Origin of the sequence: Aminobacter sp. MDW-2 (assembly GCF_014250155.1) — a bacterium.
In the GTDB taxonomy this organism is placed as follows: domain Bacteria; phylum Pseudomonadota; class Alphaproteobacteria; order Rhizobiales; family Rhizobiaceae; genus Aminobacter; species Aminobacter ciceronei.
Genome location: NZ_CP060198.1, coordinates 494,065 through 519,487, shown reverse-complemented (window position 1 = coordinate 519,487; position 25,423 = coordinate 494,065). Strand labels below are relative to the sequence as shown.

General features: G+C 63.6%; 26 protein-coding genes. 9 read left to right on the top strand and 17 right to left on the bottom strand.

Annotated elements, in window-relative coordinates; all coding sequences use genetic code 11:
* Window positions 1-34 precede the first annotated feature (34 nt).
* The 10 genes from H5P29_RS31080 to H5P29_RS31035 are packed head-to-tail and all read right to left on the bottom strand — an operon-like array spanning window position 35 to window position 9,223.
* Window positions 35-703 carry a 4-carboxy-4-hydroxy-2-oxoadipate aldolase/oxaloacetate decarboxylase gene (locus H5P29_RS31080; RefSeq protein WP_067967559.1) on the bottom strand — a complete coding sequence of 223 codons (669 nt, stop codon included), beginning with the start codon at window positions 701-703 and terminating at the stop codon, window positions 35-37.
* Window positions 700-1,356, bottom strand: a complete 657-nt coding sequence (locus H5P29_RS31075; protein ID WP_067967562.1) for an RraA family protein — start codon at window positions 1,354-1,356, stop codon at window positions 700-702. Before H5P29_RS31075 ends, H5P29_RS31080 begins: the two co-directional genes overlap by 4 nt.
* Window positions 1,353-2,015: an RraA family protein gene (locus H5P29_RS31070; protein ID WP_154384271.1), complete on the bottom strand. Its 663-nt coding sequence runs from the start codon at window positions 2,013-2,015 to the stop codon at window positions 1,353-1,355. Before H5P29_RS31070 ends, H5P29_RS31075 begins: the two co-directional genes overlap by 4 nt.
* Window positions 2,012-3,028, bottom strand: a complete 1,017-nt coding sequence (locus H5P29_RS31065) for a hypothetical protein (protein ID WP_067967568.1) — start codon at window positions 3,026-3,028, stop codon at window positions 2,012-2,014. The genes H5P29_RS31070 and H5P29_RS31065 overlap by 4 nt, the downstream gene beginning before the upstream one ends.
* A gap of 47 nt (window positions 3,029-3,075) precedes the next feature.
* The gene (locus H5P29_RS31060) at window positions 3,076-4,101 is read right to left on the bottom strand and encodes an amidohydrolase family protein (protein ID WP_067967571.1); all 1,026 of its coding nucleotides are present in this window, start codon (window positions 4,099-4,101) and stop codon (window positions 3,076-3,078) included.
* A gap of 41 nt (window positions 4,102-4,142) precedes the next feature.
* Window positions 4,143-5,804 (bottom strand): FAD-dependent oxidoreductase, encoded by a 1,662-nt coding sequence (locus H5P29_RS31055; protein WP_067967574.1) that lies wholly within the window; start codon window positions 5,802-5,804, stop codon window positions 4,143-4,145.
* A complete protein-coding gene (locus tag H5P29_RS31050) occupies window positions 5,801-6,211 on the bottom strand; it encodes a Rieske 2Fe-2S domain-containing protein (RefSeq protein ID WP_210252501.1) in 411 nt (136 codons plus the stop codon). The genes H5P29_RS31055 and H5P29_RS31050 overlap by 4 nt, the downstream gene beginning before the upstream one ends.
* The gene (locus H5P29_RS31045) at window positions 6,208-6,507 is read right to left on the bottom strand and encodes a hypothetical protein (protein ID WP_154384272.1); all 300 of its coding nucleotides are present in this window, start codon (window positions 6,505-6,507) and stop codon (window positions 6,208-6,210) included. Before H5P29_RS31045 ends, H5P29_RS31050 begins: the two co-directional genes overlap by 4 nt.
* Before the next feature lie 11 nt (window positions 6,508-6,518).
* Entirely contained in the window at window positions 6,519-7,772 is a 1,254-nt protein-coding gene (locus H5P29_RS31040) for an amidohydrolase family protein (protein ID WP_154384273.1), read from the bottom strand.
* A gap of 11 nt (window positions 7,773-7,783) precedes the next feature.
* The gene (locus H5P29_RS31035; RefSeq protein ID WP_154384274.1) at window positions 7,784-9,223 is read right to left on the bottom strand and encodes an NAD-dependent succinate-semialdehyde dehydrogenase; all 1,440 of its coding nucleotides are present in this window, start codon (window positions 9,221-9,223) and stop codon (window positions 7,784-7,786) included.
* A gap of 163 nt (window positions 9,224-9,386) precedes the next feature.
* Here H5P29_RS31035 and H5P29_RS31030 point away from each other — a divergent pair, with 163 nt between their 5' ends.
* From H5P29_RS31030 to H5P29_RS31005, 6 genes are all read left to right on the top strand, one after another.
* A complete protein-coding gene (locus H5P29_RS31030) occupies window positions 9,387-10,163 on the top strand; it encodes a FadR/GntR family transcriptional regulator (RefSeq protein ID WP_067967588.1) in 777 nt (258 codons plus the stop codon).
* Between the two features lie 129 nt (window positions 10,164-10,292).
* Complete coding sequence (locus tag H5P29_RS31025; protein WP_067967591.1) at window positions 10,293-11,822, top strand: ABC transporter substrate-binding protein; 1,530 nt, start codon at window positions 10,293-10,295, stop codon at window positions 11,820-11,822.
* 14 nt (window positions 11,823-11,836) lie between these two features.
* Window positions 11,837-12,817 carry an ABC transporter permease gene (locus H5P29_RS31020; RefSeq protein WP_067967595.1) on the top strand — a complete coding sequence of 327 codons (981 nt, stop codon included), beginning with the start codon at window positions 11,837-11,839 and terminating at the stop codon, window positions 12,815-12,817.
* Window positions 12,818-12,820: 3 nt separating this feature from the next.
* Window positions 12,821-13,630 carry an ABC transporter permease gene (locus H5P29_RS31015; protein ID WP_245432197.1) on the top strand — a complete coding sequence of 270 codons (810 nt, stop codon included), beginning with the start codon at window positions 12,821-12,823 and terminating at the stop codon, window positions 13,628-13,630.
* Window positions 13,627-15,219, top strand: coding sequence for an ABC transporter ATP-binding protein (locus tag H5P29_RS31010; RefSeq protein WP_154384275.1), 1,593 nt, complete (start codon window positions 13,627-13,629; stop codon window positions 15,217-15,219). The genes H5P29_RS31015 and H5P29_RS31010 overlap by 4 nt, the downstream gene beginning before the upstream one ends.
* Before the next feature lie 67 nt (window positions 15,220-15,286).
* Window positions 15,287-16,696: an aldehyde dehydrogenase family protein gene (locus H5P29_RS31005; protein ID WP_154384276.1), complete on the top strand. Its 1,410-nt coding sequence runs from the start codon at window positions 15,287-15,289 to the stop codon at window positions 16,694-16,696.
* A gap of 123 nt (window positions 16,697-16,819) precedes the next feature.
* Here the strand turns inward: H5P29_RS31005 and hpaI are convergent, their stop codons facing one another.
* The 6 genes from hpaI to H5P29_RS30975 are packed head-to-tail and all read right to left on the bottom strand — an operon-like array spanning window position 16,820 to window position 22,232.
* Entirely contained in the window at window positions 16,820-17,626 is an 807-nt protein-coding gene (gene hpaI / locus H5P29_RS31000; RefSeq protein WP_154384277.1) for a 4-hydroxy-2-oxoheptanedioate aldolase, read from the bottom strand.
* Between the two features lie 10 nt (window positions 17,627-17,636).
* On the bottom strand, window positions 17,637-18,443 hold the full coding sequence (gene hpaH / locus H5P29_RS30995) for a 2-oxo-hept-4-ene-1,7-dioate hydratase (protein WP_154384278.1): 807 nt from the start codon (window positions 18,441-18,443) through the stop codon (window positions 17,637-17,639).
* Window positions 18,440-19,312 (bottom strand): fumarylacetoacetate hydrolase family protein, encoded by an 873-nt coding sequence (locus tag H5P29_RS30990; protein WP_154384279.1) that lies wholly within the window; start codon window positions 19,310-19,312, stop codon window positions 18,440-18,442. The genes hpaH and H5P29_RS30990 overlap by 4 nt, the downstream gene beginning before the upstream one ends.
* An 8-nt stretch (window positions 19,313-19,320) precedes the next feature.
* The gene (hpaD, locus tag H5P29_RS30985; RefSeq protein ID WP_067967614.1) at window positions 19,321-20,301 is read right to left on the bottom strand and encodes a 3,4-dihydroxyphenylacetate 2,3-dioxygenase; all 981 of its coding nucleotides are present in this window, start codon (window positions 20,299-20,301) and stop codon (window positions 19,321-19,323) included.
* Window positions 20,302-20,316: 15 nt separating this feature from the next.
* The gene (gene hpaE, locus H5P29_RS30980; protein ID WP_154384280.1) at window positions 20,317-21,834 is read right to left on the bottom strand and encodes a 5-carboxymethyl-2-hydroxymuconate semialdehyde dehydrogenase; all 1,518 of its coding nucleotides are present in this window, start codon (window positions 21,832-21,834) and stop codon (window positions 20,317-20,319) included.
* Between the two features lie 11 nt (window positions 21,835-21,845).
* Entirely contained in the window at window positions 21,846-22,232 is a 387-nt protein-coding gene (locus tag H5P29_RS30975) for a 5-carboxymethyl-2-hydroxymuconate Delta-isomerase (RefSeq protein WP_067967617.1), read from the bottom strand.
* 150 nt (window positions 22,233-22,382) lie between these two features.
* Here H5P29_RS30975 and hpaR point away from each other — a divergent pair, with 150 nt between their 5' ends.
* Entirely contained in the window at window positions 22,383-22,850 is a 468-nt protein-coding gene (gene hpaR / locus H5P29_RS30970) for a homoprotocatechuate degradation operon regulator HpaR (RefSeq protein WP_067967620.1), read from the top strand.
* A 69-nt stretch (window positions 22,851-22,919) separates the two neighbouring features.
* The gene (locus H5P29_RS30965; protein WP_154384281.1) at window positions 22,920-23,837 is read left to right on the top strand and encodes a hypothetical protein; all 918 of its coding nucleotides are present in this window, start codon (window positions 22,920-22,922) and stop codon (window positions 23,835-23,837) included.
* Between the two features lie 54 nt (window positions 23,838-23,891).
* Here H5P29_RS30965 and H5P29_RS30960 read toward each other — a convergent pair whose 3' ends face one another.
* The gene (locus tag H5P29_RS30960) at window positions 23,892-24,305 is read right to left on the bottom strand and encodes a VOC family protein (protein WP_154384282.1); all 414 of its coding nucleotides are present in this window, start codon (window positions 24,303-24,305) and stop codon (window positions 23,892-23,894) included.
* A gap of 91 nt (window positions 24,306-24,396) precedes the next feature.
* Between H5P29_RS30960 and H5P29_RS30955 the strand changes: the two genes are divergently transcribed.
* Window positions 24,397-25,266 (top strand): LysR family transcriptional regulator, encoded by an 870-nt coding sequence (locus H5P29_RS30955; RefSeq protein ID WP_154384283.1) that lies wholly within the window; start codon window positions 24,397-24,399, stop codon window positions 25,264-25,266.
* Window positions 25,267-25,423 lie beyond the last annotated feature (157 nt).

The following is a 25,423-nucleotide window of genomic DNA, read 5'->3' as shown; positions in this document are numbered from 1 at the left end:
TGCTGCTGACTGGTTTGCGGCGCCGTGTCTGGCGTCAGTATTCGAGGCCCTTGTCCTTCAGGCGCCCGCGCAGATTGAATAGATCGAGGCTGAGGACGCCCTTGGCGAGTTCTGTGCGCTTGGCTTCCTCATCGGCGATGCGTCGCTCGGAAAGTTGTGCGACGGTATCGGCCAGTTGGCGCGGGATGATCACGACGCCGTCGTCATCGGCGACGACGACGTCCCCGGGATTGACCACCGCACCGGCACACGAGACCGGAACGTTCACCGATCCGATTGTTTCCTTGACCGTTCCCTGGGCACAGATCGCTGTCGACCAGACCGGAAACTTCATCTGGGTGAGGTCGCGGATGTCGCGGACGCCTGCGTCGATGACCAGGCCGATGCCGCCGCGCGCCATGACCGAGGTCGCCAGCAGGTCGCCGAAATAGCCGGCGTCGGACGGCGAGAAAGGTGCCACGACAAGGATGTCGCCTGGCTTGATCAGCTCGATAGCCACATGGATCATCCAGTTGTCGCCGGGCGGCACCAGGACGGTGACGGCGCTTCCCGCTATGGCGGCACCCGGATAGATCGGCCGCATGCGCGAGCTCATCAGGCCGGTGCGGCCTAGAGCTTCGTGGGTGGTGGCGACGCCGGCCTTGGCCAGCCGGGCGATTGCCGCGCTGTCGGCGCGTTCGATGTTGCGGACGACCTTGTTCATGACTGGCGGGTCTGCAGTGAGTGGTAGCGGTACTTCACGCGGGCATCGCGCAGCGACATGCCCTCGGTGATGGCTTTCCGGATGGCGTTTTCGGCGATGGCGATCTCGTCGGCGAGGTCGAGAACCTGCTCGGCCCGCTCGCTCGGAATGATGACGACGCCGTCGGCATCGCCGACCAGGATGTCGCCCTGGCGAACCAGCGCGCCGCCGATCTCGACCGTGATGCCGGTGGCGTCGACCTGGACACGGTCCTTGCCGGTCTTCATCGAATAGCTGCGCGAATAGATCGGGTAGCCGAGCCTGAGGCAAAGATCGACGTCGCGGCAGGCGCCGTCGATGACAGTCCCGGCAAGGCCCTTGTGGTTGGCCAACTGGGTCATGATATCGCCCCAGACCGTGCAGTCCTCGCGGCCGCGATTGTCGAGCACAACGACGGTGCCGGCCGGCAGGTCATCGATGAAGTCGCCGACATTGCCCGGTGCCAGCACGTCGACCGGCACGTAGCGGACGGTGAAGGCGCGGCCGACAAGCCTGAATTTGTGGTCGCGTGGCTTGATGCCCCGGCAGACGCCTTCGATGCCGAGCCGGTCCATGGCGTCGGACAGGGTGGCGCAGTCGTGTTTTCCGGCGCGTTCGACGGCCTGGTCGGTCATTGAATTGCCTCGAGCATGTCTTCGTAATCGGCGCCGAGCACCTGGGAGACCGGCTTGCCGGTCTTCAGGGCTTCGATCATCAGGCGTTCCTTGGCAGCGATACGCTCGCCGGTCCGGATCACCTTTTCTGCATTGTCGGCGGTGATGAACACCGCACCCGAACCGTCTGAAATGACGTAGTCGCCGGGCGTCACGATCACCGCGTCGATGGTGACGGGCACGTTGGTTGCGACCTCATGGACGCGGCCGCGAGCCGTGCGCACGGTGGTCGCGCGGGCAAAGATCGGAAAGTCGAGCCCGTTGGCTTCGTCCATGTCACGCAACGGCCCATCGACGATCACGCCCTGGATGCCGACAAGGCGCGCGGCCTGGGTCAGCACTCCGCCCCAGCCGCCGGCATCGATGCCGGGATGGGAAACGACGATCAGCGAGTTGGCGTCGCCGGCTTCGATGGCGCGGGCACCAAGATGGACCTTGGGTGCGCCTGCCGGCGCCGGGCCTTCGGCGAGGGCGACAGTGACAACGCGCCCGGCCACCACGCCGCTGCCGGAGCGGCGGGCGATGCCGGTGACGGCACCAGGCAGGCCGAGTGCGTCGAGCGCGTCCGAGACCGTGCAGGCATCGAGCCGGCGCAGCCGTTCAAGCAACTCTGCGCTCATGACTTGACGCCCCACCAGTACATGCCCTGGGCGGTGCCGGTACCGGCCGGTGAGCGGTAGCAAGGCACATAGGCCACTTCATGGAACTCTGTGTCGTAGGCTTCCATGACACCTGCGGTGGTGATCCAGCTCTTCATCTCCGAAGTGCCCGACTGGAGCTCCGAAAGCGGGATGTTCTTGAGGAACTCGGCATCCTTTTCGCGCATCGCCTGCATGAAGCGGGCGTCCCAGTCCTCATCGATGGTGAAATGGCTCATGCCGCCCGACCCGAACACGACGACACGGGCGTCGCTGTTCCAGGAGCGGATGGCCTCGCCGACGACCTGGCCGAACTTGTAGGAACGGCGGGCGGTCGGCTGGTTCGGCGGGAAGAAGGTGTTCTGGTAGATCGGAACGTTGGGGATGACCTTGTCGCGCATCACCTGGCGGTAGATATGGCCGAAGGCGTGGCTGATGCCGGTCGTGCGCGGATTGTGTGTCGGCAGTTTTGGCGAGACGGTGATGTCGAACTCGTTCTCGACCAGATTGCCGATGATGTGCTTGGCGAGCTCCGGCACCGTATCGTATTCGCGATACTCTTCCGGTGCATGCCCGGCCTCGCCCTCGGCGACACCAGGCGGCATCAGGCGGCGGCCCTCCTCGGTCGCCGGATGATGGCGGATCTTATCGCCGTAGTAGATCATGTAGGGCGGGCTCAAATCCTCGCCGTAGATTTCGTGCTGGTCGTTGCCGAAGATGATGGCGACGTCGGCCTTCATGGCATCGAAGGCATCGGCCAGTCGTTCGCTGGCGATGTGGCACTTCTCATAATTTGCAGTCATCGCCGCCATGGTGCTGCGTTCGGCAAGGTTCTCGTCCTTGCGCAATTCGCAGAGCTGGTCGAACGAATAGACGCCGCCCCGGAACGGGTGCATGCGGGTTCGGTCCGACTGGACGCGCAGCAGCCATTTGTCAGGCGTGGTGTGCAGTTGCGGCCCATGGGCCGTGCAGATGAAACCGACTATTTTCGCCATAGGTAGCCTCCATGTTGTTCCAAGGCTGCGCTTCAGGTGACCTGGCTTCAGGCTTCGATGTTGAAAAGCCGCGCGGCATTGCCGCCCAGGATTGCCTTGCGTTCATCATCAGAGATGAACGACAGACCGTTGATGTGCGGGATGATGGTGTCGAAGGTCTCGCCGGTCTCGGGGTCGATCGATGATCCGACGCCGGGCATTTCCGCGCCGTAGAGGCACTGCGAGGCGCCGACCACCTTGACCAGCAGTTCGATCGCGTCGCGCGAATAGAGCACGGTGTCGAAATAGAGCTTCTGCAGCCTGTCGCGGAAACGCACACCTGATGTCGACATGCCGTTGCGCGGCACCGTGGTCGCGTCGAAGCGGCCGAGCTGGTAGGGGATCGCGCCGCCGCCGTGGCTGACCAGGATCTTGAGCGCGGGAAAGTCTTCCAGCACGGTCGACTTGCACAGGCCGTAGACCGCGGTGGTCTCTTCGTTGATGAAGTGCAGCGAATAGGGTTCGCGCTCAGGCGCCCGTGAGCTTGCCGAATGGATATGGCCGACGACGTCGAGTTCGCAGAGCTTTTCGTAGAGCGGGTACCAGTAGCGATCGCCCATCGGCGGCGCCATGCGGCCATTGTTTTCGAACGGATCGGGGTTGATCAGGCAGCCGCGGAAGCCGAATTCCTTGACGCAGCGTTCGAGCTCCGGCAGCGCCTCGGTGATAGGGCTGTCACCGGTCTGCGGCAGGCCGGCGACGCCATAGAAGCGCTCCGGATAGAGTGCGCATTCCTGGGCGATGATGTCGTTGGCGTATTCGACATACCAGTGCACCAGCTTCTTGGGTTCTTCGGAATGCATGAGCTGGAACGGGCGCGGCGACAAAAGCTGGATGTCGACGCCGGCCTGGTCGAGACAGGCGAGGTGACCCATCGGTGCCATCTCGACGCGGTTGAAGGCCTGCTCCAGCGCTTCGTTGGAGACAGGCGGCGCCTTGCGGCCATGCGCGCCGCGATGCGACAGGATGCTGGCCTTGTAGGCGGGAAGCTGATGCGGCACCGCCATATGTGCGTGACAGTCGATGATCTTCATCGGGCACTCCAGAATTCCAGAAAATTTCGCATTGGCCCGCCTCAGTTCATTGAGGCGGTGGTGCCGGTGATGGTGTCGAGCAGGGCGTTGGGGTCGGTCGGGCAGGCATCGCCGCGCCAGGCGACGTGCCGGTCAGGACGCGACAGCACCAGGGCTTCGGCGTAAGGCCCCACGCCATCGCTGCCGGGCACCACGTCAAGCAGCTGGACCGGAATCCCACGCGCGGCTGCCGCCGCCATCAAGGGTGTGACGTCGCGGGACGGGTCGAAGCGCAGCAAGGTGTAGTCGGGGCCCATCGCGTCATAGAGCGAGCGCTTGTCCGCCAACCAGATGTGCGGCGTGCGACAGCCGGGCACCGTCGACGGCGTGAACTCGGCCATCGAGTAGGCCGGCTGCGCCTGCTCGTCATAGGATATGATCGGCGAACGGTCGTAATAGTAGCCGAAGTTGAGGCCGCCGCAGCAATATTGCTGGACGTTCAGGTCGTAGATCTTGCGTCCCAGCGCCTCGCGCGCGGCGGCACCTTCTGCCGTGTCGTCTTCGATGTCGACAGGCACGACCTTGCGTTCCTTGGCCATGGCATGGGCATGGTTCATGGCGAAGACCGAGACCTGCTCGGTGATCGGCTGGCGCTCGGCTGCATAGGCATCGAGCATGCCTGCATTGCCCCATCCGGCGATGTTGGCGGCAAGCAGCCAGCCCAGGCACTCGGCGTCGGCGATGCCGGCGTTCATGCCGTAGCCGGCGTAAGGCACCCACAGATGTGCTGCGTCGCCGCAGATGAAGACCCGGCCTTTGTGGAAGCTGTCGGCGACGAGGCGACGGCCGAACCAGTCTTCGTTGGACAGGACCTCGTAGGAAAAGTCCGGTCCGACGCCGAGGATTTCGCGGATCGACCAGTCGCGGTCGACGCTGTCGAAATCCGGCTCGTCGTCACGCAGATAGTTGTGCACCAGCCAGGTCTCGCGGCCGTCGATGGCATAAACATTGCCACTGCGCCGTGGATTGAGCGAAAAGCTCGCCCAGGCCGGCGCGTCGTTCATCATGCCGAGCAACTGCGGCGCACGGATGTAGGTCGACTGCACGCGCTGCACGACGGCGTCGCCGACGAGCTTGGCGCCGATGTCGCGGCGAACCTGCGAGCGGCCGCCATCGCAGCCGGCGAGATAACGCGCCGTGATCGTCGTCTGTTCGCCGCTATCGATGTTGCGGGCGCTGATCTGCACGCCATCTTTGGTTTCGGCATGCGCCAGATATTCGGTGCGGTTGAGCACCGTCAGTCCCGGCATTGCCACTGCGTGTTCGAACAGGATCGGTTCCAGGAACAGCTGGTTGATGCGGTGTGGCGGCTCGGCCGTCGGCCAGTCGGTATCGGGCCCGCCGGTTGCCGTGAAGCGGTCGCGTCGGCAGGGGATGGGGATGCGCGTGATCGCCTTGCCGGTCATCGAGGTGCGGTAGGCGATGTCGTTGGCATAATCCTCGGGCAAGCCGGCATTGCGTGCCGCGCCGGCGACGCCCAGCCGTCTCAGTATCTCCATCGAACGTGCCGAGACGTGATTGCATTTCACGTTCGGCGGTTCGCCATGGTGACGTGTCTCAAGGATCGTCACGGCGACGCCGCGCTGCGCCAGGATCATGCCCAGCGTCAGCCCGACCGGCCCGGCGCCGACGATGAGGACGTCGGTTTCCACCATCGCCGTCATGCCCGTGGGCTCCCGACTGTCACCACGACGTTGCCGTCGGTTACCTGCACGGGAACAGGAGTCAGGCCGACCTTTGGGTCGATCGGGTGACGGCCGGTCAACATGTCGAACTCGAAGCCATGCCAGGGACAGACGATGTGGAGCTGTTCCTTGGAAAAGCCAAGGCCGAGGCTCTTGCCGTTGTCGGCCACCAGTTCCAGCGTGCGCGGCATGATCTTGCCCTGGCAAACCGGTCCGCCCATATGCGGGCAGATGTTGAGGTAGGCGCGCACTTCTTCGCCGACGAAGTAGATGCCGATGCCTGTGCCGTCGACATCGATGACCATGCGTTGGCGCTTCTTGAGCTCGTCGTGACGGCCCAACACGATCTGTTGCGACGCTGCCGTCGCCATGTCAGGGGCGCTCACGATGCCCTCCGGAACCACATTGCGAGGTCGAAGACGTTGAGATCGGCGGCGCGCAGCAGTTCGCTGACCAAGACTGCTGTCTCGGTGGCGGTCAGCGCGTCCTGGCCGACAGGCGGAAAAATCTTGTCCGACTTCTCGACTTTGGTTGCGTAGAGCTTGCCGAGCGCGGTGAATGCTACGGCGATATCGGCCTCGCTCACCCTGTCGAGCGTTCCGGATGCCAGGGCCTCCTCAGCAGATGCGGCTATCGCTGCGGCGGCCGCGCTGAAACCAGCGCCATGTTCTGATGTCGTCATGTTCTGTGCCATTACGATGCGGTTTTGGGGCGATTGGCGAGGACGTCCTCAGCCAGCGGCTTGCGACGGGTCGTGTCGAGCTTGAACAGCCGCGCGGCGTTGAGGCCGAGGATGTTGCGCTTGGCCTGCTCGGAGAGGAACGGCAGCGAGTCGATGGTCGCCGGCGAATCCCAGTCCCAGTGCGGCCAGTCCGAGGAGTAGAGCAACTGGGTCTCGGCGTTCATCGCCTCCATGGTCGCTTCGAGAAGCTTCATGTTGGTGCGCTCGAGCGGCTGGCTCGTGTAGTACATCTCGCGCATATATTCGCTCGGCAGCCGCTTCAGGCCAGGGGCCTCGCTGGGGCGCATCAGCACTTCATGGTCGAGCCGCTGCATCAGGAACGGGATCCAGGCGAGGCCACTCTCCACCCACAGCATGTTGAGCTTGGGGAAGCGCTCGGGCATCGCGTTGACGATCCAATTGGTGAGATGGATCTGGTTGTAGTGGGTGAACGACAGCGCATGCATCGACAGGAAGCGGTTGAGCTGCGCGAAGGACGGATCGCCCCAATGATAGCCGGAGTGGAAAGCCAGCGGCTTGTCCAGATCCTGGATCATCGAATAGAGCCGCATGTAGCAGTCGTGGTGGACCGGCTTGTTGCGGGTCGAGCAGACAGTGAAGCCGATGATGCCTTCGGTGTCGCCGTAGCGCTCGACCAGCTCTTCGCACGCCTCGGGCGTGTTGAAGGGCAAATAGAGCAGGCCCTTCATGCGGCTGTCGATCGGCAGGATGCGTTCGATCATCCAGCGGTTGAACGCCTTGGCCAGCGCCACCTCGATCTCGTCCTGCGGGTGCATGCCGAGCAGCAGCATGGCGCTCGGGAACACCACCTGGTAGTCGAGACCCATCGCATCCATGCTGCGGCGGGCGGTCGAGATGAAGCGGTGGACACTGTCGTCGCTGACCGGCTCGCGCCGGCCCTGGTGGCCGATGCGGCCGCCGACGCTCTGCAGCGACAGGCCCGGTGAGATGTTGAGCAGCGCGTTCTGGCCGCCAAAGCCCTTGACCTGGTGCTGGCCGATCTGACGCAGCACGTCATTGTCGATCAGGTCGATGATCTCCGACCAGAAATGATCTTCCGAAACATGGGCGTCGACGTCGACGATGAGATAGTCGTCGAAATTCCTGGCGGCCTGCTTGGTGGCGTGCGCCAGCACGTCGCGGGAATCCGTCGACCCGGTGATTTCGCCGATCTCACGGAAGTTGGGAATGGAATGCTCGGTCATTGCGCTACGCTTCAACCCTGTGTCACGAATTTGGTCACGAGATAGCTATCAAGGCCTTCCGCCCCGCCTTCGGAGCCATAGCCGCTCTCCTTGACCCCGCCGAACGGGGTCTCGGGCGTCGTCAGCATCATGTTGTTGATGCCGACCATGCCGGATTCGAGTTCGTCGCCGATGCGGGTGGCCGTCGTCGTGTCGCGGGTGAAGGCATAGGCGGATAAGCCGAAAGGAAGCCTGTTGGCCTCGGCAACGACCTCGTCGAAGTCCTTGAATCGACGTGTCACAGCGACCGGGCCGAACGGCTCCTCATTCATGATCCGCGCCTCGTTCGGTACGTCGGTCAGCACGGTCGGCTGCCAGAAGTAGCCGCGCTCGCCCTTGCGTTCGCCGCCCAGCTCGATGCGGGCGCCGGCGCGCTGCGCGTCCGAAACCAGGCTTTCCATGGCGTCGATGCGGCGGCTATTGGCGAGGGGACCCATCTGCGTTGCAGGATCGAGGCCATCACCCAGCTTGAGTGACGCAGCGACGGCGCGGAATTTTGCGACGAACCGGTCGTGAATGGCTTCGTGCAGGTAAAAGCGTGTCGGCGTGATGCAAATCTGGCCGGCATTGCGATACTTGGACCGTGCCGTCATCTCCGCCGCCTTCTCGATATCGGCGTCGGCGAAAACGATCGTGGGAGCGTGGCCGCCGAGTTCGAGCGTCGCCGGCTTGACGCCGTCTGCCGCCAGTCTGGCGAGGTGTTTGCCGACGCGGGTCGAGCCGGTGAACGAAATCTTCTTGATGATCGGCGATGCGATCAGATGCGTCGAAATATGGTCCGGCACGCCGAAGACGATGTTGAGCACGCCGTCGGGAAGGCCGGCATCTGCGAGCGCCTGGGCAATCGCCAGCGTCGGTGAAGGTGTCTCCTCAGCCGGCTTGGCGATGCAGGAACAGCCGGCGGCAAGGGCAGCGGCGATCTTGCGCGCCGGGATGGTGACCGGGAAATTCCACGGCGTGAAGGCTGCGACCGGGCCGATCGGCTCGCGGAACACCAGGCTGCGGACACCCGCTGTGCGCGACGGGATGATGCGTCCATAGGCGCGTCGGCCTTCCTCGGCATACCAGTCGAAGATGTCGGCAGCACCTTGCACCTCGGCCATGGAATCGCCGACCGGCTTTCCTTGTTCGAGCGTCATGAAGCGGGCGATGGCAGGTGCGCGTTCACGCAGCAGGGCCGCTGCCTGGCGCAGGATCTTGTAGCGCTCGAAGGCCGAAACCTTGCGCCAGGAGCGGAAGGCCGTGTCGGCCGCAGCCAGTGCATTGTCCAGGTCGACGGTGGTCGCAACCGGGATTTCGCCGACGGTTTCACCGCTGGCGGGGTTGATGACGGGCAGGATCTCGCGATCGGCCGTCCGAACCCTCTCGCAGCCGATGCGCAACGAGCGATCTATCTGATCTTCTGTGACCATATCCAACTCAACTGATTGAAATTGTTGAATGCGGGAGCTCGTCACCGCCAATCTTGAAATATATGATAGTTTAAAAAATTTGGTCGCGCAATCGTCATTTTTCGCTTGATATTTGGCTTGGAATGATCTTTTTTGTCCTAAATATCTTATCAAAGGGATCGACATGCAAAAGGCACCTGACGCCGAAGGTAGCGGTCTTACCCAGATGGTTGGCCCGGCCGAGCGGCTGTGGTCTTCGGGCAAGCAGACGACGCTGTCGGCGAGTGTGATCGACCAGATCCGGACCGTGCTGTTTGCCGGCAGGCTGGCGCCCGGTGATCGGCTGGGTTCGGAAGCTTCGCTTGCGCTGCAGTTCGGCGTCAGCCGCATGACCATGCGCGATGCCTTGCGTTCGCTGCAGGCGTCGGGCGTGATCGAGGTCAAGGTCGGCATCAAGGGCGGCATCTTCGTTGCCGAGGGCAATTCGGAGCGGCTGGCCGAGACCATCGCCATTCAGCTGAAGCTGATCGGGATAAGCACCGAGGAACTGCTCGACACGCAGATTGCCATCGAAGTGATGGCGGCGGGGCTTGCCGCCAGCAATGCGACCGGTGCCGACATCAAGGCGCTGCATGATGCGCTGGCCGAGGCCGAGCGTCTGGTCGACGACGCCGAGGAGTTCACCTGGGCGGCGATCAACTTTCACGGCTGCGTCGTCGCCGCCTCACACAATCGGGTGCTGGCAGCGCAATTCAGGGCGCTGAGCCATGTCCTGATGCCGCTCTATGTCAGGGGATCTTCGCCTGACGTGGCCCGTCGCGCGGTGGCGTTCCAGCGCGCGCTGATCGCCTGCATCGAGGCGCGTGAGCCCGATGCGGCCAGAAACCTCGTTTACGGACGTCTGCAGTTCGTCAAGTCGCGTCAGTTGGGCGACCTGGCGAAAGGAGAAGCCGGCGACTGACCACGGAGGAACGGCAGGGTCTGCGTCCTGCCGCTTTGGTTCCAAGCCGAAATGCAGAGGGGAATGCCTGCTGAACGCCGCAAGAGAAGCGGCGTTGCGGGTCAATTTGCGAAAAAGGGAGTGAGGAAGATGTTTACGATTTCGCGCCGAAGCCTGCTCAAGATCTCAGCGGCTTCCGGCCTGATGGCGGCTTTGCCCGGCGGTGGCGCATGGGCGGCCGAGCCCAAGCGCGGCGGGCACCTTGTCGTGGCCAGCGGTGGCGCCTCGACGGCGGATTCGCTGGATCCGCGCACGTTCGGTTCGCCCTATACCGCGGTCATGTCCGGCATCACCTACAATTCGCTGATCGAGGTCCATGGCCTCGACATGGAACTGCGGCCCGGCCTCGCCAAGAGCTGGGAGCCGGCCAATGGCGGCAAGAGCTGGATCTTCGATCTGGTCGAAGGTGCGACCTTCCACAATGGCAAGGCCTTTACCAGCGAGGACGTGGTGTTCTCGCTGAAGCGCCATGCCGAAGAAGCGTCGCGCTCCAACATGCGCAGCATCATCAAGGGCGTGAGCGATATCCGCGCCGATGGGCCGAACCGCGTCATCATCGACCTGCCCGAAGCCAACTACATGTTCCCGGCGATGCTGACGGCGTTCTCGCTGGGCATCGTTCCGGCCGGGACGACGACCTTCGACGGTGTCGGCACCGGCCCTTACAAGCTGAAGCGGTTTTCGCCGGGCGAGGTTCTCGAAGCCGAGCGCAACGAAAACTACTTCAAGTCGGACGCAGCTTTCGTCGACAGCCTCGAATTCCTCGCCATCAACGATGCCTCGGCGCTTGGCAGCGCGTTCCAGAGCGGCCAGATCCATCTGACCACGCTGCTCGACGCCCGTACCGCGCCGCTGATGCGCCAGATGCAGAACCTGAAGATCTACAACACCGAAGGCCGCGGCTTCATCTGCTTCAACATGCGCACCGACATGGCGCCGTTCGACAATCCCGACATGCGCATGGCGCTCAAGCTCGCCGTCAACCGTCCCGACATGCTCGAGCGTGTCTCGGTCGGCGTCGGCCGCATCGCCAACGATACGCCGGTTGCACCGAGCGATCCGGTCTTTGCCGCCGACCTGCCGCAGACTGAATACGATCCGAAGCGCGCCAAGGAACTGTTCGACAAGACCGGCTTCAAGGGTCCGCTGGTGCTGCAGACCTCGGAAGCGATCTCGTCGCGTGCCGTCGACATGGCGGTGATCTTCCAGGAGCACGCCGCCAAGGCGGGTATTCCGATCGAGGTCAAGCGCGAGCCGTCGGACGGTTATTGGGAAACCATCGTCGGCCAGACGCCGTTCCATGTTTCGGCCCGTTCCGACCGGCCGACTGCCGATGCGATCTTCTCGGTCGCCTTCCTCAGCACATCCGGAAACAACGAGTGCAAGTGGGTGAACAAGGACTTCGACGCCGCCGTCATCGCCGCGCGCGCCGAGCCTGACCTCGAGAAGCGCAAGGCCTTCTATGCGACCGCACAGAAGATCTGCCGGGAAGATGGCGGCACCATCATTCCTTTCTTCTCCAGCACGGTTGAAGGCACGACCAGCGACCTCGACGGTTTCGTGCCGTCGGCTCTGCAGATGGCCGGCTACCGCGCCATCGAGCAGGTCTGGTTCGCCTGACAGGACAAGACGGCATGACTCTGTTCGCCAATTCCCCGGTGAAATCGTTCGTAGTCGCCAGGGTTGCGTCCGGGCTCGTGTCGATCTTTTTCATTTCGTTCCTGGTTTTCCTGGGAACGTCGATGTTGCCGGGCGACGCAGCCAATGCGTTGCTCGGCCAGAATGCCACCCCTGAAACGGTCCTGGCCCTGCGTACCGAGCTGGGCCTCGACCAACCTTTGCCGGTGCGCTATTTCCACTGGCTCGGCAATGCGCTGCACGGCGATTTCGGGACATCGCTGTCCAATTCGCAGCCGGTCATCAACCTGTTGGTGCCGCGGCTGATCAACTCGCTGATCCTTGCCTTTTCGGCGGCGGTGATCGTCCTGCCGCTGGCCGTCGGCGTCGGGCTGCTCGCGGCGATCAACCGCGGCAAGGCGATTGACACCGCCACCGGTTCGATCTCCGCGATCTTCCTGTCGATGCCGTCGTTCCTGATCGGCTACCTCTTGGTCTTCATCTTCGCGGTCAAGCTGGGGCTGTTTCCACCGCTGTCGATGGTTCGCTCCAGCGCCAGCCTGCCGACATGGATTTCGGCGCTGACATTGCCGGTGCTGACCCTGGTGCTGGTAGCCCAGGCCCATGTGATGAAACTCACCCGCGCTGCCGTGCTCGGAGTGATGAGTTCGGACTATATCCTGATGGCCGAGACCAAAGGCATTCCGCGCAACAGGATCATCCTCAAGCACGCGCTGCCCAACGCACTGTCGCCGATCGTTTCGATCTGCATGATCACCATGGCGTATCTGATCGTCGACGTCGTGGTGATCGAGGCGGTGTTCAACTATCCCGGCATGGGCAAGCTGATGGTCGACGCGGTCGCCTATCGCGACATCCCGATGGTGCTGGCCTGCGGCGTGCTGTTCTCGACCATCTTCATCTCGCTCAATTTTGCCGCCGACTTTTTGGCCATGCTCGTCAATCCGCGTCAGCGCCTGCCCAGGAAGGGGAACTGAACCGTGTCGAGCAAGTTGACGCTGACCGTTTCCCTTGCCGTCCTCGCAACGATGGCGGCAGCCGCCATCCTTGCGCCGGTGCTGGCGCCGTTCCCGCCGAATGAGATGGTCCATGCCGCTTTCGATGCGCCCGGCGTGGGCGGTCTGCTGGGTGCCGACGGCCTCGGCCGGGACATGCTGTCCCGCATTCTCTACGCCACGCGCTACACCTTCGTTGCGACGCTGATCGCCACCACCCTTGCCTGCATGATCGGCGTGTCGCTGGCCATTATCGCCGGCCTGAGCAAGGGTTGGGTCGATATCGTCATCGGCCGTGCCGTCGACATACTGATGTCGATCCCGCAGATCATCTTTGCGCTGATCATCCTGGCTATCGCCGGCGTGTCGCTGACGACGCTGATCCTGACCATGGCCGTGCTGCAGTCGAGCACCTATTACCGCGTGACCCGGCCGATCGCCGGCGACCTCGCGGCGATGGAGTATGTCGAGGTCGGGCGCCTGCGTGGCGAACGGCTGCACTGGTATTTGTTCAAGGAAATATTGCCTAACATGGTGCCGTCGCTTTTGGCGCAGTTCGGACTGGGGCTTTCCTCCGCGGCACTCTTCATCAGTTCGCTCAGCTTCCTGGGCATCGGCATCCAGCCGCCTGCGGCCGATCTCGGCGGACTCGTCCGCGAGAATGCGCTCGCCCTTTCAACCGGCCGTCTGACGCCGCTGATCCCGGCATTCTGCATCGCGCTGTTCTGCCTGAGCGTGAACGGGATCGTTGATTGGCTTGTTGGCCGCTTTTCAGACAAACCGGACGTGAAATGAGCGGAAATCGGGTACTGAGCATCGACAATCTGCGCGTCGAGACAAAGTCGGGCGTGCTGCTCGACGACGTCTCGATCCATGTCGATCGCGGCGAAGTTCTTGGCATCATCGGTGAGTCAGGGGCCGGCAAGAGCACGCTGGCGCTGAGCTCGATCATGCTGTTCAAGTCTGGCTGCAGGCCGACATCAGGCTCGATCGAGCTGTGTGGTCAGTCGCTGATGGAACTCGGAACCACCGAGCTCGAAACCATCCGGCGCACCAGGGCGTCCTACGTCGCCCAAAGTGCCGCGGCTGCGTTCAACCCGTTCTACCGGCTCGAGGACCAGGTCACCGAAATCCCTGCGATGGCGCAGAAGCTGACCTCAGCCCAGCGGCGTCGCATGGCAGTCGAGCTGTTCGAGGAGCTCCAGCTTCCTGACCCCAGGAGTTTCGGCCGGCGCTATCCGCATCAGGTCTCGGGCGGCCAGTTGCAGCGGGCGATGATCGCCATGGCGCTGATCAACCAGCCCGACCTGATCATTTTCGATGAGCCGACCACAGCACTCGACGTGACGACGCAGATCGAGGTGCTCAGGCTGATCAAGAAGGTGGCGAGCACCCACAATTGCGGCGCCCTCTACATCTCGCATGACCTGGCCGTGGTGTCGCAGATGGCCGACCGCGTCGTCGTCATGCGCAACGGCAAGATGGTCGAGCAGGGGCCGACGCGCCAGCTCGTCGACAACCCGCAGACGGAATACGCCCAGCGTCTTGTCGCGCACCAGGGCGATGGCACCTATGCCACTGCCAATGGCAGCGACGAAACCCTGCTCGACGTCCGCAACGTCGATGTCGGTTATGGCGGCGTCACGGCGGTCAAGGACGCGTCGATCAGGCTTGGCGCCGGCTCGGTGCTGGCGCTCGTCGGCGAGTCCGGCAGCGGCAAGACCACTTTGGCGCGCAGCATCGCTGGCCTGCAGCCAGCGCGCACTGGGCAGATCCGCATGCGCGACAGCGTGTTGGCGCCTGTGGTCGAGCGCCGCAGCTTCGATCAGCGGCGGCTGATCCAGTACATCCACCAGCTGCCGGACCTCGCGCTCAATCCGCGCCAGACCGTCCGCGATGTCATCGGGCGTCCGCTCAGCTTTTTCTACGGATTGCGTGGCGTCGCCGCCGAGCAGCGGCTGCTCGAACTGATGGAGGCGATCGAACTTCCGGCGGCCTATCTCGACCGCTATCCGGCATCGCTTTCGGGCGGGCAGAAGCAGCGCGTCTGCATCGCCCGTTCGCTTGCCGCAAAACCGGACATCCTGATCTGCGACGAGATCACCTCGGCGCTCGATCCGCTGGTCGAGGAAAGCATCGTCAAGCTGCTCACCCGCCTGATCAAGGACGAGGGCCTCAGCATCCTGTTCATCACCCACAATCTTGGCCTCGCGCTGCGCTTCTCGCACAAGACCGCGGTGATGCAGGCAGGACGTATCGTCGAGCATGGCGATACGCGTACCGTGTTCGAACAGCCGCAGTCCGACTATACGCGCAGCCTGATCCGCGCGGTGCCGCAGCTACGGGAAGGCTGGCTGGACGGCTTTTCCGCCGATGCCGCCTGAAGGAAGCGTGGCCGCTTGTGCGGCCAGTGCCGCGATTTGCGGTGGTTCAAATTCGAGGGAGACAACCATGACGCAGTCCCATGCGATGATCATCAATGGCGAAAGGGTGGAGGCGGCAGGCACGTTTGGCGTCATCGATCCCGCACGGGCGGAGGTCTTCGCCGACTGTCCTGCCGCCAGTCCTGAGCATCTCGACGCAGCCGTCGCAGCCGCGCGTAAAGCGTTCCCGACATGGCGTGACACGGTGATCGAAGAGAGGGCACGCCTGCTCAACGAGATCGCCAACGCGGTTGAAGCCGACAAAGATGCCTTGGCGGTGCTGCTCTCGACCGAACAGGGCAAACCACGCGCCAGCGCCCATGGCGAGATTGGTGCCGCCATTCACTGGATGCGCGAGACGGCAAAGCTCAGGCCACCGGTTGAAGTGATCCGTGACGACGAGAAGAACAGGATCGAGGTACACCGCAAGCCGCTCGGCGTTGTCGGCTCGATCACGCCGTGGAACCATCCGGTGCTGATCGCCACCTGGCACGTCATGCCGGCGCTGATGGCGGGCAATTGCGTGGTCATCAAGCCGTCGTCCTACACGCCGCTGAGCACGCTTCGGCTCGTCGAGCTTGCCAATGTGCATCTGCCGCGCGGCGTGCTCAATTCGGTCACCGGCGAAGGCGGCATTGGTCGCGCCATCACCGGCCACCCCGGCATCGACAAGATCGTCTTCACCGGCTCGACGCCGACCGGCCGCAACATCATGTCGAATGCCGCCGACACGCTGAAGCGCCTGACGCTCGAACTCGGCGGAAACGATGCGGCAATCGTCTTGCCCGACGCCGACATCGACGCCATCGCGCCGGTGATCTTCGCCAAGTCCTTCGGCAATAGCGGCCAGACATGTGCCGCGCTCAAGCGCCTTTACGTGCATGAGAGCCTGCATGACGCGCTCGCCGAAAAGATCGCTGTCCTGGCGCGTGCCGCCAAGGTCGGTCCGGCCAGCGATCCGGCCAGCCAATTCGGGCCCCTGCAAAACAAGGCGCAGTTCGATCTGGTGCGTGCACTTGCCGACGACGCCCGGGCCAATGGCGGACGTTTCCTGGCAGGCGGCGAAGCGTCAGACGAGGCGGGCTATTTCTTCCCGCTGACCGTCGTCACCGAAGTGACGGACGGCATGCGCATCGTCGACGAAGAGCAGTTCGGCCCGATCCTGCCAATCGTGCGCTACAGCGACGTCGACGATGCGATTGCGCGCGCCAATGCCAGCGAAAACGGGCTGGGTGGTTCGATCTGGTCGACCGACATCAAGAAGGCGGAAGCTCTGGCGCGGCGTCTCGAATGTGGAACCGCCTGGGTCAACGACCACAGCTCGATCTCGCCGGCGGCACCCTTTGGCGGCGCCAAACAGTCAGGCATCGGCGTCGAGTTCGGCCACTGGGGGCTTGAAGAGTACATGCAGATGCAGACGGTCCACATCACGCGCTGAGCGTGATGTGGCTGCAAGTTTGTGCTGCCGAAGCAGTCCGCCCGCTGGCGCCGGCAGACGCAGGACAGCAAAAGGAAAGGGCGGCACAAGGACCGCCCTTTCTTCATTTCAGATAGAGCATTCTCAGTAGCCGGAGCCACTTGCCTGCGGCTCGCCTTTGCCGCTGGACCTGAACTTCGCCGCAAGTGCGCTGGTTGCTTGTGCCAGCAAGCCGACGTCGTTGCCAACTGCGACGAAGGTTGCACCGAGGTTCAGGTAACGCTGCGCCAGGCTGGCGTCGGAAGTGAGGATACCGGCAGCCTTGCCTGACATGCCAATGCGGTGGATCGCATCCTCCACGGCTGCCTGCACCTCCGGTGCGCCGGGCTTGCCGAGATGGCCCATGTCGGCGGCGAGGTCGGCCGGGCCGATGAAGACGCCGTCGACGCCGTCGACAGCGGCGATGGCTTCAAGCTGCGCCAGTCCGGCCTGGCTTTCCAGCTGGACCAGCAGACAGGTCTGGTCGTTTGCGGTGGCCAGATAGTCGGGGATGCGGTTGAAGGCGGAAGCGCGGGCAAGCGCTGCGCCCACGCCGCGCACGCCATGCGGCGGGTAGCGCATTGCCTTGACCAGCTCTTTCGCCTGGTCGGCGGTTTCGACCATCGGTACCAGGATGGTCTGGGCGCCGATGTCGAGCAGTTGCTTGATGATCCAGGTTTCGCCGATCGGCGGGCGCACGACGGCATGAGAGCCGGAGGCCGCGATGGCCTGTAGTTGCGCGGCCATGACGGGCAGGTCGTTCGGCGCGTGCTCGCCGTCGATGACCAGCCAGTCGAAGCCGGCGCCGGCGCAGATCTCGGCGGTGTAGGCATTGGCAAGACCGAGCCAGAGGCCGATCTGGGCGTCGCCGTTCATCAGGGCGGCTTTGAAAATGTTGCGTGGTGCGGGCATGACGATGTCCTCAGGCGAAGTAGGCGCTTACGGTGCCGAAGGGGCCGAAGTCGGCCATGATGGTGTCGCCGTGGCGCGCTTCGACGGGGCGGATGAACGAGCCCGAGAGCACGATGTCGCCGGCCGCAATCGAACCGCCGAACATGGCGAGCCGGTTGGCCAGCCAGGCTATGCCGGCTGCAGGATGGTTGAGCACGCCGGCACCCAGGCCGGTTTCCTCGACTTCGCCATTGCGCGATACGATGGCGCCGATCCAGCGCATGTCGGCCTCGGTCGGCCGCATTGGCCGCCCGCCGGTGAAGATGCCGGCATTGGCGGCGTTGTCGGAGATGGTGTCGACGATGGTGCGGGTGCGGCCCGTTGCCGGGTCGCTGCGCAGGATACGCGTGTCGAGGATCTCGATGGCCGGCGCAATGAAATCGGTGGCGTTGAGCACGTCGAAGACGGTCGTGTTTGGACCTTCCAACGGCGCCTTCATGACGAATGCGATCTCGGCCTCGATGCGCGGCTGGATGAAGCGGTCAGCCGGGATGGTTGCTGCATCCGGGAACATCATGTCGTCAAGCAGGACGCCTGAATCGGGAATGTCGATGTTGAGCGCATATTGCATCGCCTTCGATGTCAGGCCGATCTTCCAGCCGATCCTGCGCCGACCCTGGGCGAGCTTGAGCTGGACCCATGCGGCCTGCACTGCATAGGCGTCCTCCATGTCCATCTCGGGGTGATCGAGCGACAACAGCCCGATCTGCTTGCGCTGCTTTTCGGCCTGGTCGAGGCGTTGCGCTGCTGTCTGATGCTGCTCTGGCTTGAGCTTCATGGCTGTTCGTCCATGACGGTGTTGCGCAATGTGCCGATGCCTTCCGCTTCGACTTCCACGGTGTCGCCCGGGACCAGCCAGCGCGGCGGATCGAAGCGCGCGCCGGCGCCGGTCGGTGTGCCGGTGACGATGACGTCGCCCGGAACAAGCGTGGTGAAGGTCGAGATGTAGCTGATCAGCTTGCGGAAGCCGAAGATCATGCGGCTTGTGCGGTCATCCTGCCGCAGCTCGCCATTGACCTTCGTCGTCAGGCGAATGTCGGCAAGCTGGGCTTCGTCCGTATAGGGCACCAGCCAGGGGCCGATGGCGCCGGTGGCGTCGAAGTTCTTGCCCTGGGTCACGTTGAACTTGGCGTGCCGGACCCAGTCGCGGATCGTGCCTTCGTTGCAGAGTGAAAGTGCTGCGATATGGCCGAGCGCGTCGCGCTCGGCAATGCGGCGTCCGCCCTTGCCGATGACGATGACGATCTCGCCTTCATAGTCGAACTGCGGTGACTCCGGTGGCCGGACGATAGCCGCGCCATGGCCGACAAAGGAACGCGGGAAACGGATGAACAGCGACGGATTGCCGGGCGCCGCCTGACCGTCCTTGTACTCTTCGTTGCGGTCGGGGAAGTTGACTCCGACGCAGATCAGCTTCTCCGGCGCCGGGATCGGGATCTGGTAGGTGATCTCGGCTTCCGAAATGTCGGCCGCGCGCTGTTCAGCGGCTTCCGTGAGCCGAGCGAGACCGTTCGCCGCGATAACCTCGCGCAGCGTCGGCCATTGCGGGAACTGTGGTGCCAGGTCGACAACACCTTTGGCGGTCACCGCGCCGTAGCTCGTCTTGCCGGCGTGGGTGTAAGTGGCGAAACGCGGCCGTTCGGTCATGTCTGATCTCACGGTGCGATGATCGGCGAGGCGGCAAGCGCCGACGGGCGCGGCTCGGTGCCGGCGAATGTGCTGCCTTCCTCGAACCACGAGCGCGGGGCAGGGGCGCCCCACAGCGTCTGGCGCTGCGGATCCTTCAGGTCCCACTTGATCGGCTCCAGGTCGGGGTCAACCGTCTGGTAGTCCGAGCAATAGATCTCGATGCGGTGACCGTCGGGATCGCGGATGTAGAGGAAGAAGGCGTTGGAGATGCCGTGGCGGCCGGGTCCGCGCTCGATGTTACCGACGTAGCCGGTGGTTGCCATCAGGTCGAGCAGATCGATGATGTTGAGCGGCGTCGGCACCCAGAACGCGACATGGTGCAGGCGCGGTCCGAGCCCGTTGGTGAAGGCGATGTCGTGCACGCCACCCTTGCGGTGGGTCCACGCCGCCCACAGGCGACCGGTCTCGTTGTCCTCGGTGAATTCAGTGACGCGGAAGCCGAGCTCGTTGTAGAAGGCGACCGACTGGTCGACGTCGGGCGAGAAGCAGTTGAAGTGATCGATGCGCAGCGGCTTCACGCCCTTGTAGAGCGCGTATTTCTGGTGGATCGGCGCCAGCCGGTCCATCCTGGAATAGAACTCCAGTGGAATGCCGTGCGGGTCGCGGGTGCGCAACGTGCGCGACTGGTACGGCCGCTCGACCCATTCGACCGGCAACTCCTTCGCCCTGAAGAAGTGCTCGGCCTTGTCGAGATCTTCGTCCGAAAACACCTTGAAGCCGAGGTCGCGGGCTTCGGCCCGGTCGCTCTTTTTCAGCACGATGCAATGGTGGCCGCGCTCTTCCATGGCGCGCAGATAGATGGTTTCGGCGGTCTCGTCGGTGACCTGCAGGCCGAGCGTGTCGACATAGAAGGCGCGGGACTTGGCAAGGTCCGTCACCGCCAGCTCGACATGGCTCAGCCGTACGATGTTGAAGGCGGGATAGAGGTTTGGTGTGGGCAATGGCATGTCTAATGTTCCCGCTCAGCCGCCGAGCTTCTGGATGTTGTGGGCCGCCGTGGCGAAGGCGATGTTCTTTGTTTCCATGTAGAAGTCGAACGACCAGTCGCCGCCGTCGCGGCCGATGCCGGAATTCTTGACGCCGCCGAACGGCGCCGGCAGATGGCGGACGTTCTCCGAATTGACCCAGATCATTCCCGCAGCCAGCCCTTCGGTGAAGCGCAGGGCGCGCGTCACATCCGATGTCCACAGATATCCGGCAAGACCGTATTGGGTGTCGTTGGCAATCGAAAGCGCTTCGGCTTCAGTCTCGAACGGGATCGCGGTCAGCACCGGCCCGAAGATCTCTTCCTGGGCGATGCGCATGTCGTTGCGCGCGCCGGTAAACAATGTCGGCGCGACATAGCAGCCGCCGCCGGGCCCTTCGACCTTGGTGCCGCCGGCGGCGACGGTAGCACCTTCCGAGCGGGCGAGTTCGATGTAGGACAGCACCTTGGTCTCATGCACCGGGTGGATCAGCGGGCCGACGACTGTCTTCGGATCGAGCGGGTGGCCGACGTGGATACGCTTGGCCTTTTCCGCCACCATGGCTACAAACGTGTCGTGGATCGAGGCTTCGACCAGCAGGCGTGACGACGAAGTGCAGCGCTCGCCATTGAGCGAGTAGATCATGAACACGGCGGCGTCCGCTGCGCGCTCGAGGTCGGCATCGGCAAACACGATCACCGGGTTCTTGCCGCCGAGCTCGAAATGCACGCGCTTCAGCGTGTCGGCGCCCTGGCGCATGATCATCGAACCGGTGCGGCTCTCGCCGACGAAGCCGATTGCCTTGATGTCAGGGTGTTCGGTCAGCGCCTTGCCGGCATCCTCGCCCAGGCCGTTGACCAGGTTCCAGACACCCTTCGGCAAGCCCGCCTCTTCGGCGATCTCGACGAGCAGCCGTGCTGTCAGCGGCGAGAACTCGGCCGGCTTGTGCACGATCGTGCAACCTGCGGCGAGCGCCGGGGCGATCTTCCACGTCGACAGCATGAACGGCGTGTTCCACGGCGTGATGACGCCGACCGGGCCGATCGGCACGCGGGTCGTGATGTTCAACTGGCCGGGCGCCTGCAGCGTGCGGCCGTCGCGCGCCTCGGGTGCCTTGTCGGCGTAGTAGCGGAAGTTCTCAGCACCGCGCAGGGCCGCCTTGGCCATGAACTTCAGCGACTGGCCGGTATCCATGCATTCGACGAAGGCGATTTCCTCGGCCCGCTTGACGATGGCGTCGGCGATGGCGTGAAGCATCTTCTTGCGGGCATCGCCCGATTGGGCAGCCCATGCCGGAAAGGCTGCCTTGGCTGCCTTTGCCGCCATGTCGATGTCAGCCGCCTTGCCATGCGCCACCCGGGCGAGCGGCTTGAGGTCGACCGGCGAGATGGTCTCGAAGGTCGTGCCGTCGAGCGCAGGCATCGCCTCGCCATTGATGTGGTTGCTGACCCCGCCTGTCTTGAAGCGTTCGAGATAGGCTTCAGCCTTGCGCAGGTTGTTTTCGAAATCTGACATTGAGGTTTCCGTCACTTGTTCCGCAGACGCGGGTGGATGGCGTTGTTTTTCCAGCTCAGTTCGGCGTCGATCTCGCGGATCTCGAGCGAAAGCGCAAAATGAGGTGTGGCGAACAGGGGGGCGAGAAACGCGTTCGCTGCAGCGAAGATCGCTGTGCCGGCACGCTTCTTGTCGGCGGCGGTGCGACCGGCGCCGATCCTGAAGCTCATGTCGATGAAGGCGTTTTCCGGCAGGCGGTCGGCAACCGCATAGGCGTCGGCGCGCAGCGCCCGCACCCTGACGGCGCCATGTTCGAACATGCCGGTGTCGAGGATTGCCTGTGACAGCTCCTCGCACAGCAACGGCATGTCGACGCGACCGTCGAGATTGGCGGAATATTCGAGCGTGAGGTGAGGCAAGGCGTGTCTTCCCACACATGTGGCGTTTTGATATTTAACATGTTAAGTAGTTATGCGTGTCGGTGTCAAGGCGGCTGCGACGGAATTCGGCTGATTGCCGTCGCGTGGCGTTGATCCGTCGGGGCGCCGGTATTATCGGAGTAGAGTGGAATGCCGGCCAAGCCGTCGCCTGCCATCAGGAGCTCGCCCTTGCTGCAAAGCACCCGACGTTCGTTGCCAATGTCACTGTTGCGTGCGCGTGAAGTGGTGATGGCCCAGTTCCGGCCCATTCTCGCTCAGCATGGCGTTTCGGAGCAGCAATGGCGCGTCATTCGCGTTCTGGGCGAGCAGAGCCCCCTCGACGCGACGGAACTTGCCGAACGCGCCTCGATCCTGGCGCCGAGCCTGACGCGGATCATCAAAGCGCTCGAAGAACGCAGCCTCATCACGCGCGGCAAGGTCGAAGCCGATGGCCGGCGGGTGATGCTGTCCATCGCGCCGAAAGGGCAGGTCCTGATATCGGAAGTGTCGCCGGAAAGCAGCGCCATCTATGATGACGTCCAAAGGCGTATAGGGCAGGAGCGCTACGAACAGCTGCTCGACCTGCTGGAGGGGCTTATCGATCTTGAGAAGAAGTGACGGTCAGGCGGCTGCGGCAATGTCCCGGCAGGTAGGAGCCATTCGCGCACAAGCGGCTATGACTTCCGCATGATCGCCCTCAAGAAGCTGCGCGAACTGACCCTGACGGCTGCGGCAAGCACTGAGCGGCCATTGCATCTGAGCGCCGCAAGCGGTCTCGTTTGCCTCAGTTCGGCGATGTACGTCGTCGCCGACGACGAACTCCATCTCGGCGTCTTTTCCACGAAGGACGATCGTCCTGGCCAGTTGGTACGGCTGTTCGACGGCGTGCTGCCGGATGCGAAAGCGGTGCGCAAGCGGCAAAAGCCCGACCTCGAAGCACTGACGCTGCTGCCGGCTTTCCCTGGTTTCGCCCATGGCGCGCTGTTGGCTGTTGGGTCGGGCTCGCGGCCCAACCGGCGCCGGGGTGCCGTGCTCGGGCTCGATCCGGTGGGGCGCATTTCAGGCGTGCCGCGAAGCCTCGACCTGTCGGCGGTGCTGGTTCCGCTTACCGACGCCTTCGCCGAGGTCAATGTCGAAGGCGCCGTCGTCGTCAATGATGAACTGCGCCTGTTCCAGCGCGGCAACAAGCAGCATACCGAAAATGCCATCATCCGATATCCGCTTGCGGCGGCCTTCGACGTCTTGACCGGCAGACGTTCCGATGCGCTCAGGCCGATGACAATCGACAGCTTCGATCTCGGCCATGTCGATGGCGTGCCATTGTGCTTTACGGACGCCACGGCGCTGCCCGGTGGCGACATGGTGTTCAGCGCGGTGGCCGAAGACACGGACGACGCCTTCAACGACGGCGCATGTGTCGGGGCTGCCATCGGCATCGTCGGGAACGACGGGCGGCTGCGTTTCGTTCGCCGGCTCGATCGGCCGTACAAGATCGAGGGCATTCACGCTGAGCTCGACGGCAATCGCCTCGACCTTCTGGCAGTCACCGACGCCGACGATCCGGACGTTGCAGCTGCGCTCTATTCGGCGACGATCGCGATCTGATCAAGCCAGGCACGCGATCTCATCCTAGAACCTGTCGAGCGTGACCTGTCTCGTCTAAGCGGCGAAGACGCTGTCGAAATCCTTGAAGCCCTTGACCTCGATCGGATTGCCGGAGGGGTCGAAGAAGAACATCGTGCGCTGTTCGCCGGGTTCACCTTCGAAGCGGATGACAGGCGGAATGTCGAATGCGATGCCGCCTTTTTTCAAACGATCGGCGAGCGCAAACCAGTCGTCGAGCGGCAGCACGATGCCGAAATGCGGCATCATGACGAGGTGCGTGCCGACCTTGCCGGTGCGCGTGACCTCGAACGGCTTGCCGAGATGCAGCGACAGCTGATGGCCGAAAAAATCGAAGTCGACCCAGCTGTCGGTCGAACGCCCTTCGACACAGCCAAGCACGTCGCCATAGAAGCCGCGCGCCGCGTCGAGGTCCGTGACGTGGATGGCGAGGTGGAACAGTGATTTCATTGTCAAAGGCTCCCAGTGTTTGACCGACATCTAGAGCGTCCGCTAGGAAAGGAAAACTAGGGAATTATTTCTCTGAGCATAAGGAATTCCATTGGATATCCGGTTTCTACAGAGCCTCGTTGCGGTGGTCGAGACCGGCTCCATCGTTGCCGCCGCGCGGCGGGAACGGCTGACCCCGGCGGCTGTCAGCCAACGCATCCAGGCCCTGGAACGGAAGCTCGGCTGCCCGCTTCTGGTGCGAGGTGCGCACACTGCACGGCCGACGGAAGCCTGCCTTTCGCTGCTGCCGCGTGCCTGCATGCTTGTTCGCGATGCCTCGCTGCTGGTCCATGACCTCGACGCAAGCGGTCTCTCCGGGGATCTCAGGGTAGGGGCGATCTCGACTGTCCTGACCGGGCTTGTTCCTGTGGTGCTGGGCAAGCTGACGGAGTGCGCGCCGTCCCTGAAACTGCGGTTGACACCCGGAACGTCCGAGCATCTCTACGACCAGATGCTCGCCGGCCAGCTTGACGTTGCCGTTCTGGTCGAGCCGCCTTTCGCGTTGCCCAAGCTGCTGGACGCCACGCGCATTTCGCGTGAGCCGCTGGTCTATTTGACGCGCGATGCCGTTGCGCCTGCTGATATCATCGCACATGCGCGGGAAACGCCGTTCATCCGCTACGACCCGTCGTCATGGGGTGGCCGGATCGTCGCCGCCTACATGGAGAAGGCAGGGCTCTATGCCGACGTGCGTTGCGACATGGACGCGCTGGAGACGATCGCGATCCTGGTTGGCAAGGGCATCGGCAGTTCACTTGTGCCACACTGGCCGGGGCTCGTTGCCAACGGGTTCAACATCGTTCCCGTGCCGCACGCGCACGCGCATGAACGTTCGTTGTCTTTTCTGGCGCCGAGCGTGCCGCAAAAGCCGAACGCCGTCCGGCTTTTGCGCGATCTGCTTGTCGGGGCGGCGATTGGCTGAGGCTCGGGCGCTGCCGCGTCCGATCGCCTTGCCGATCCAGTCCAGCCTTGCTGCCGGGATCAGGCCAAAATTGTTAACGTTGATGCCGTGGCGACGAGCGGTGAAGCCGGCATTCGCAACGACACCGCCGCGACGCGTGGCAGGAGTGCGTCTGTCC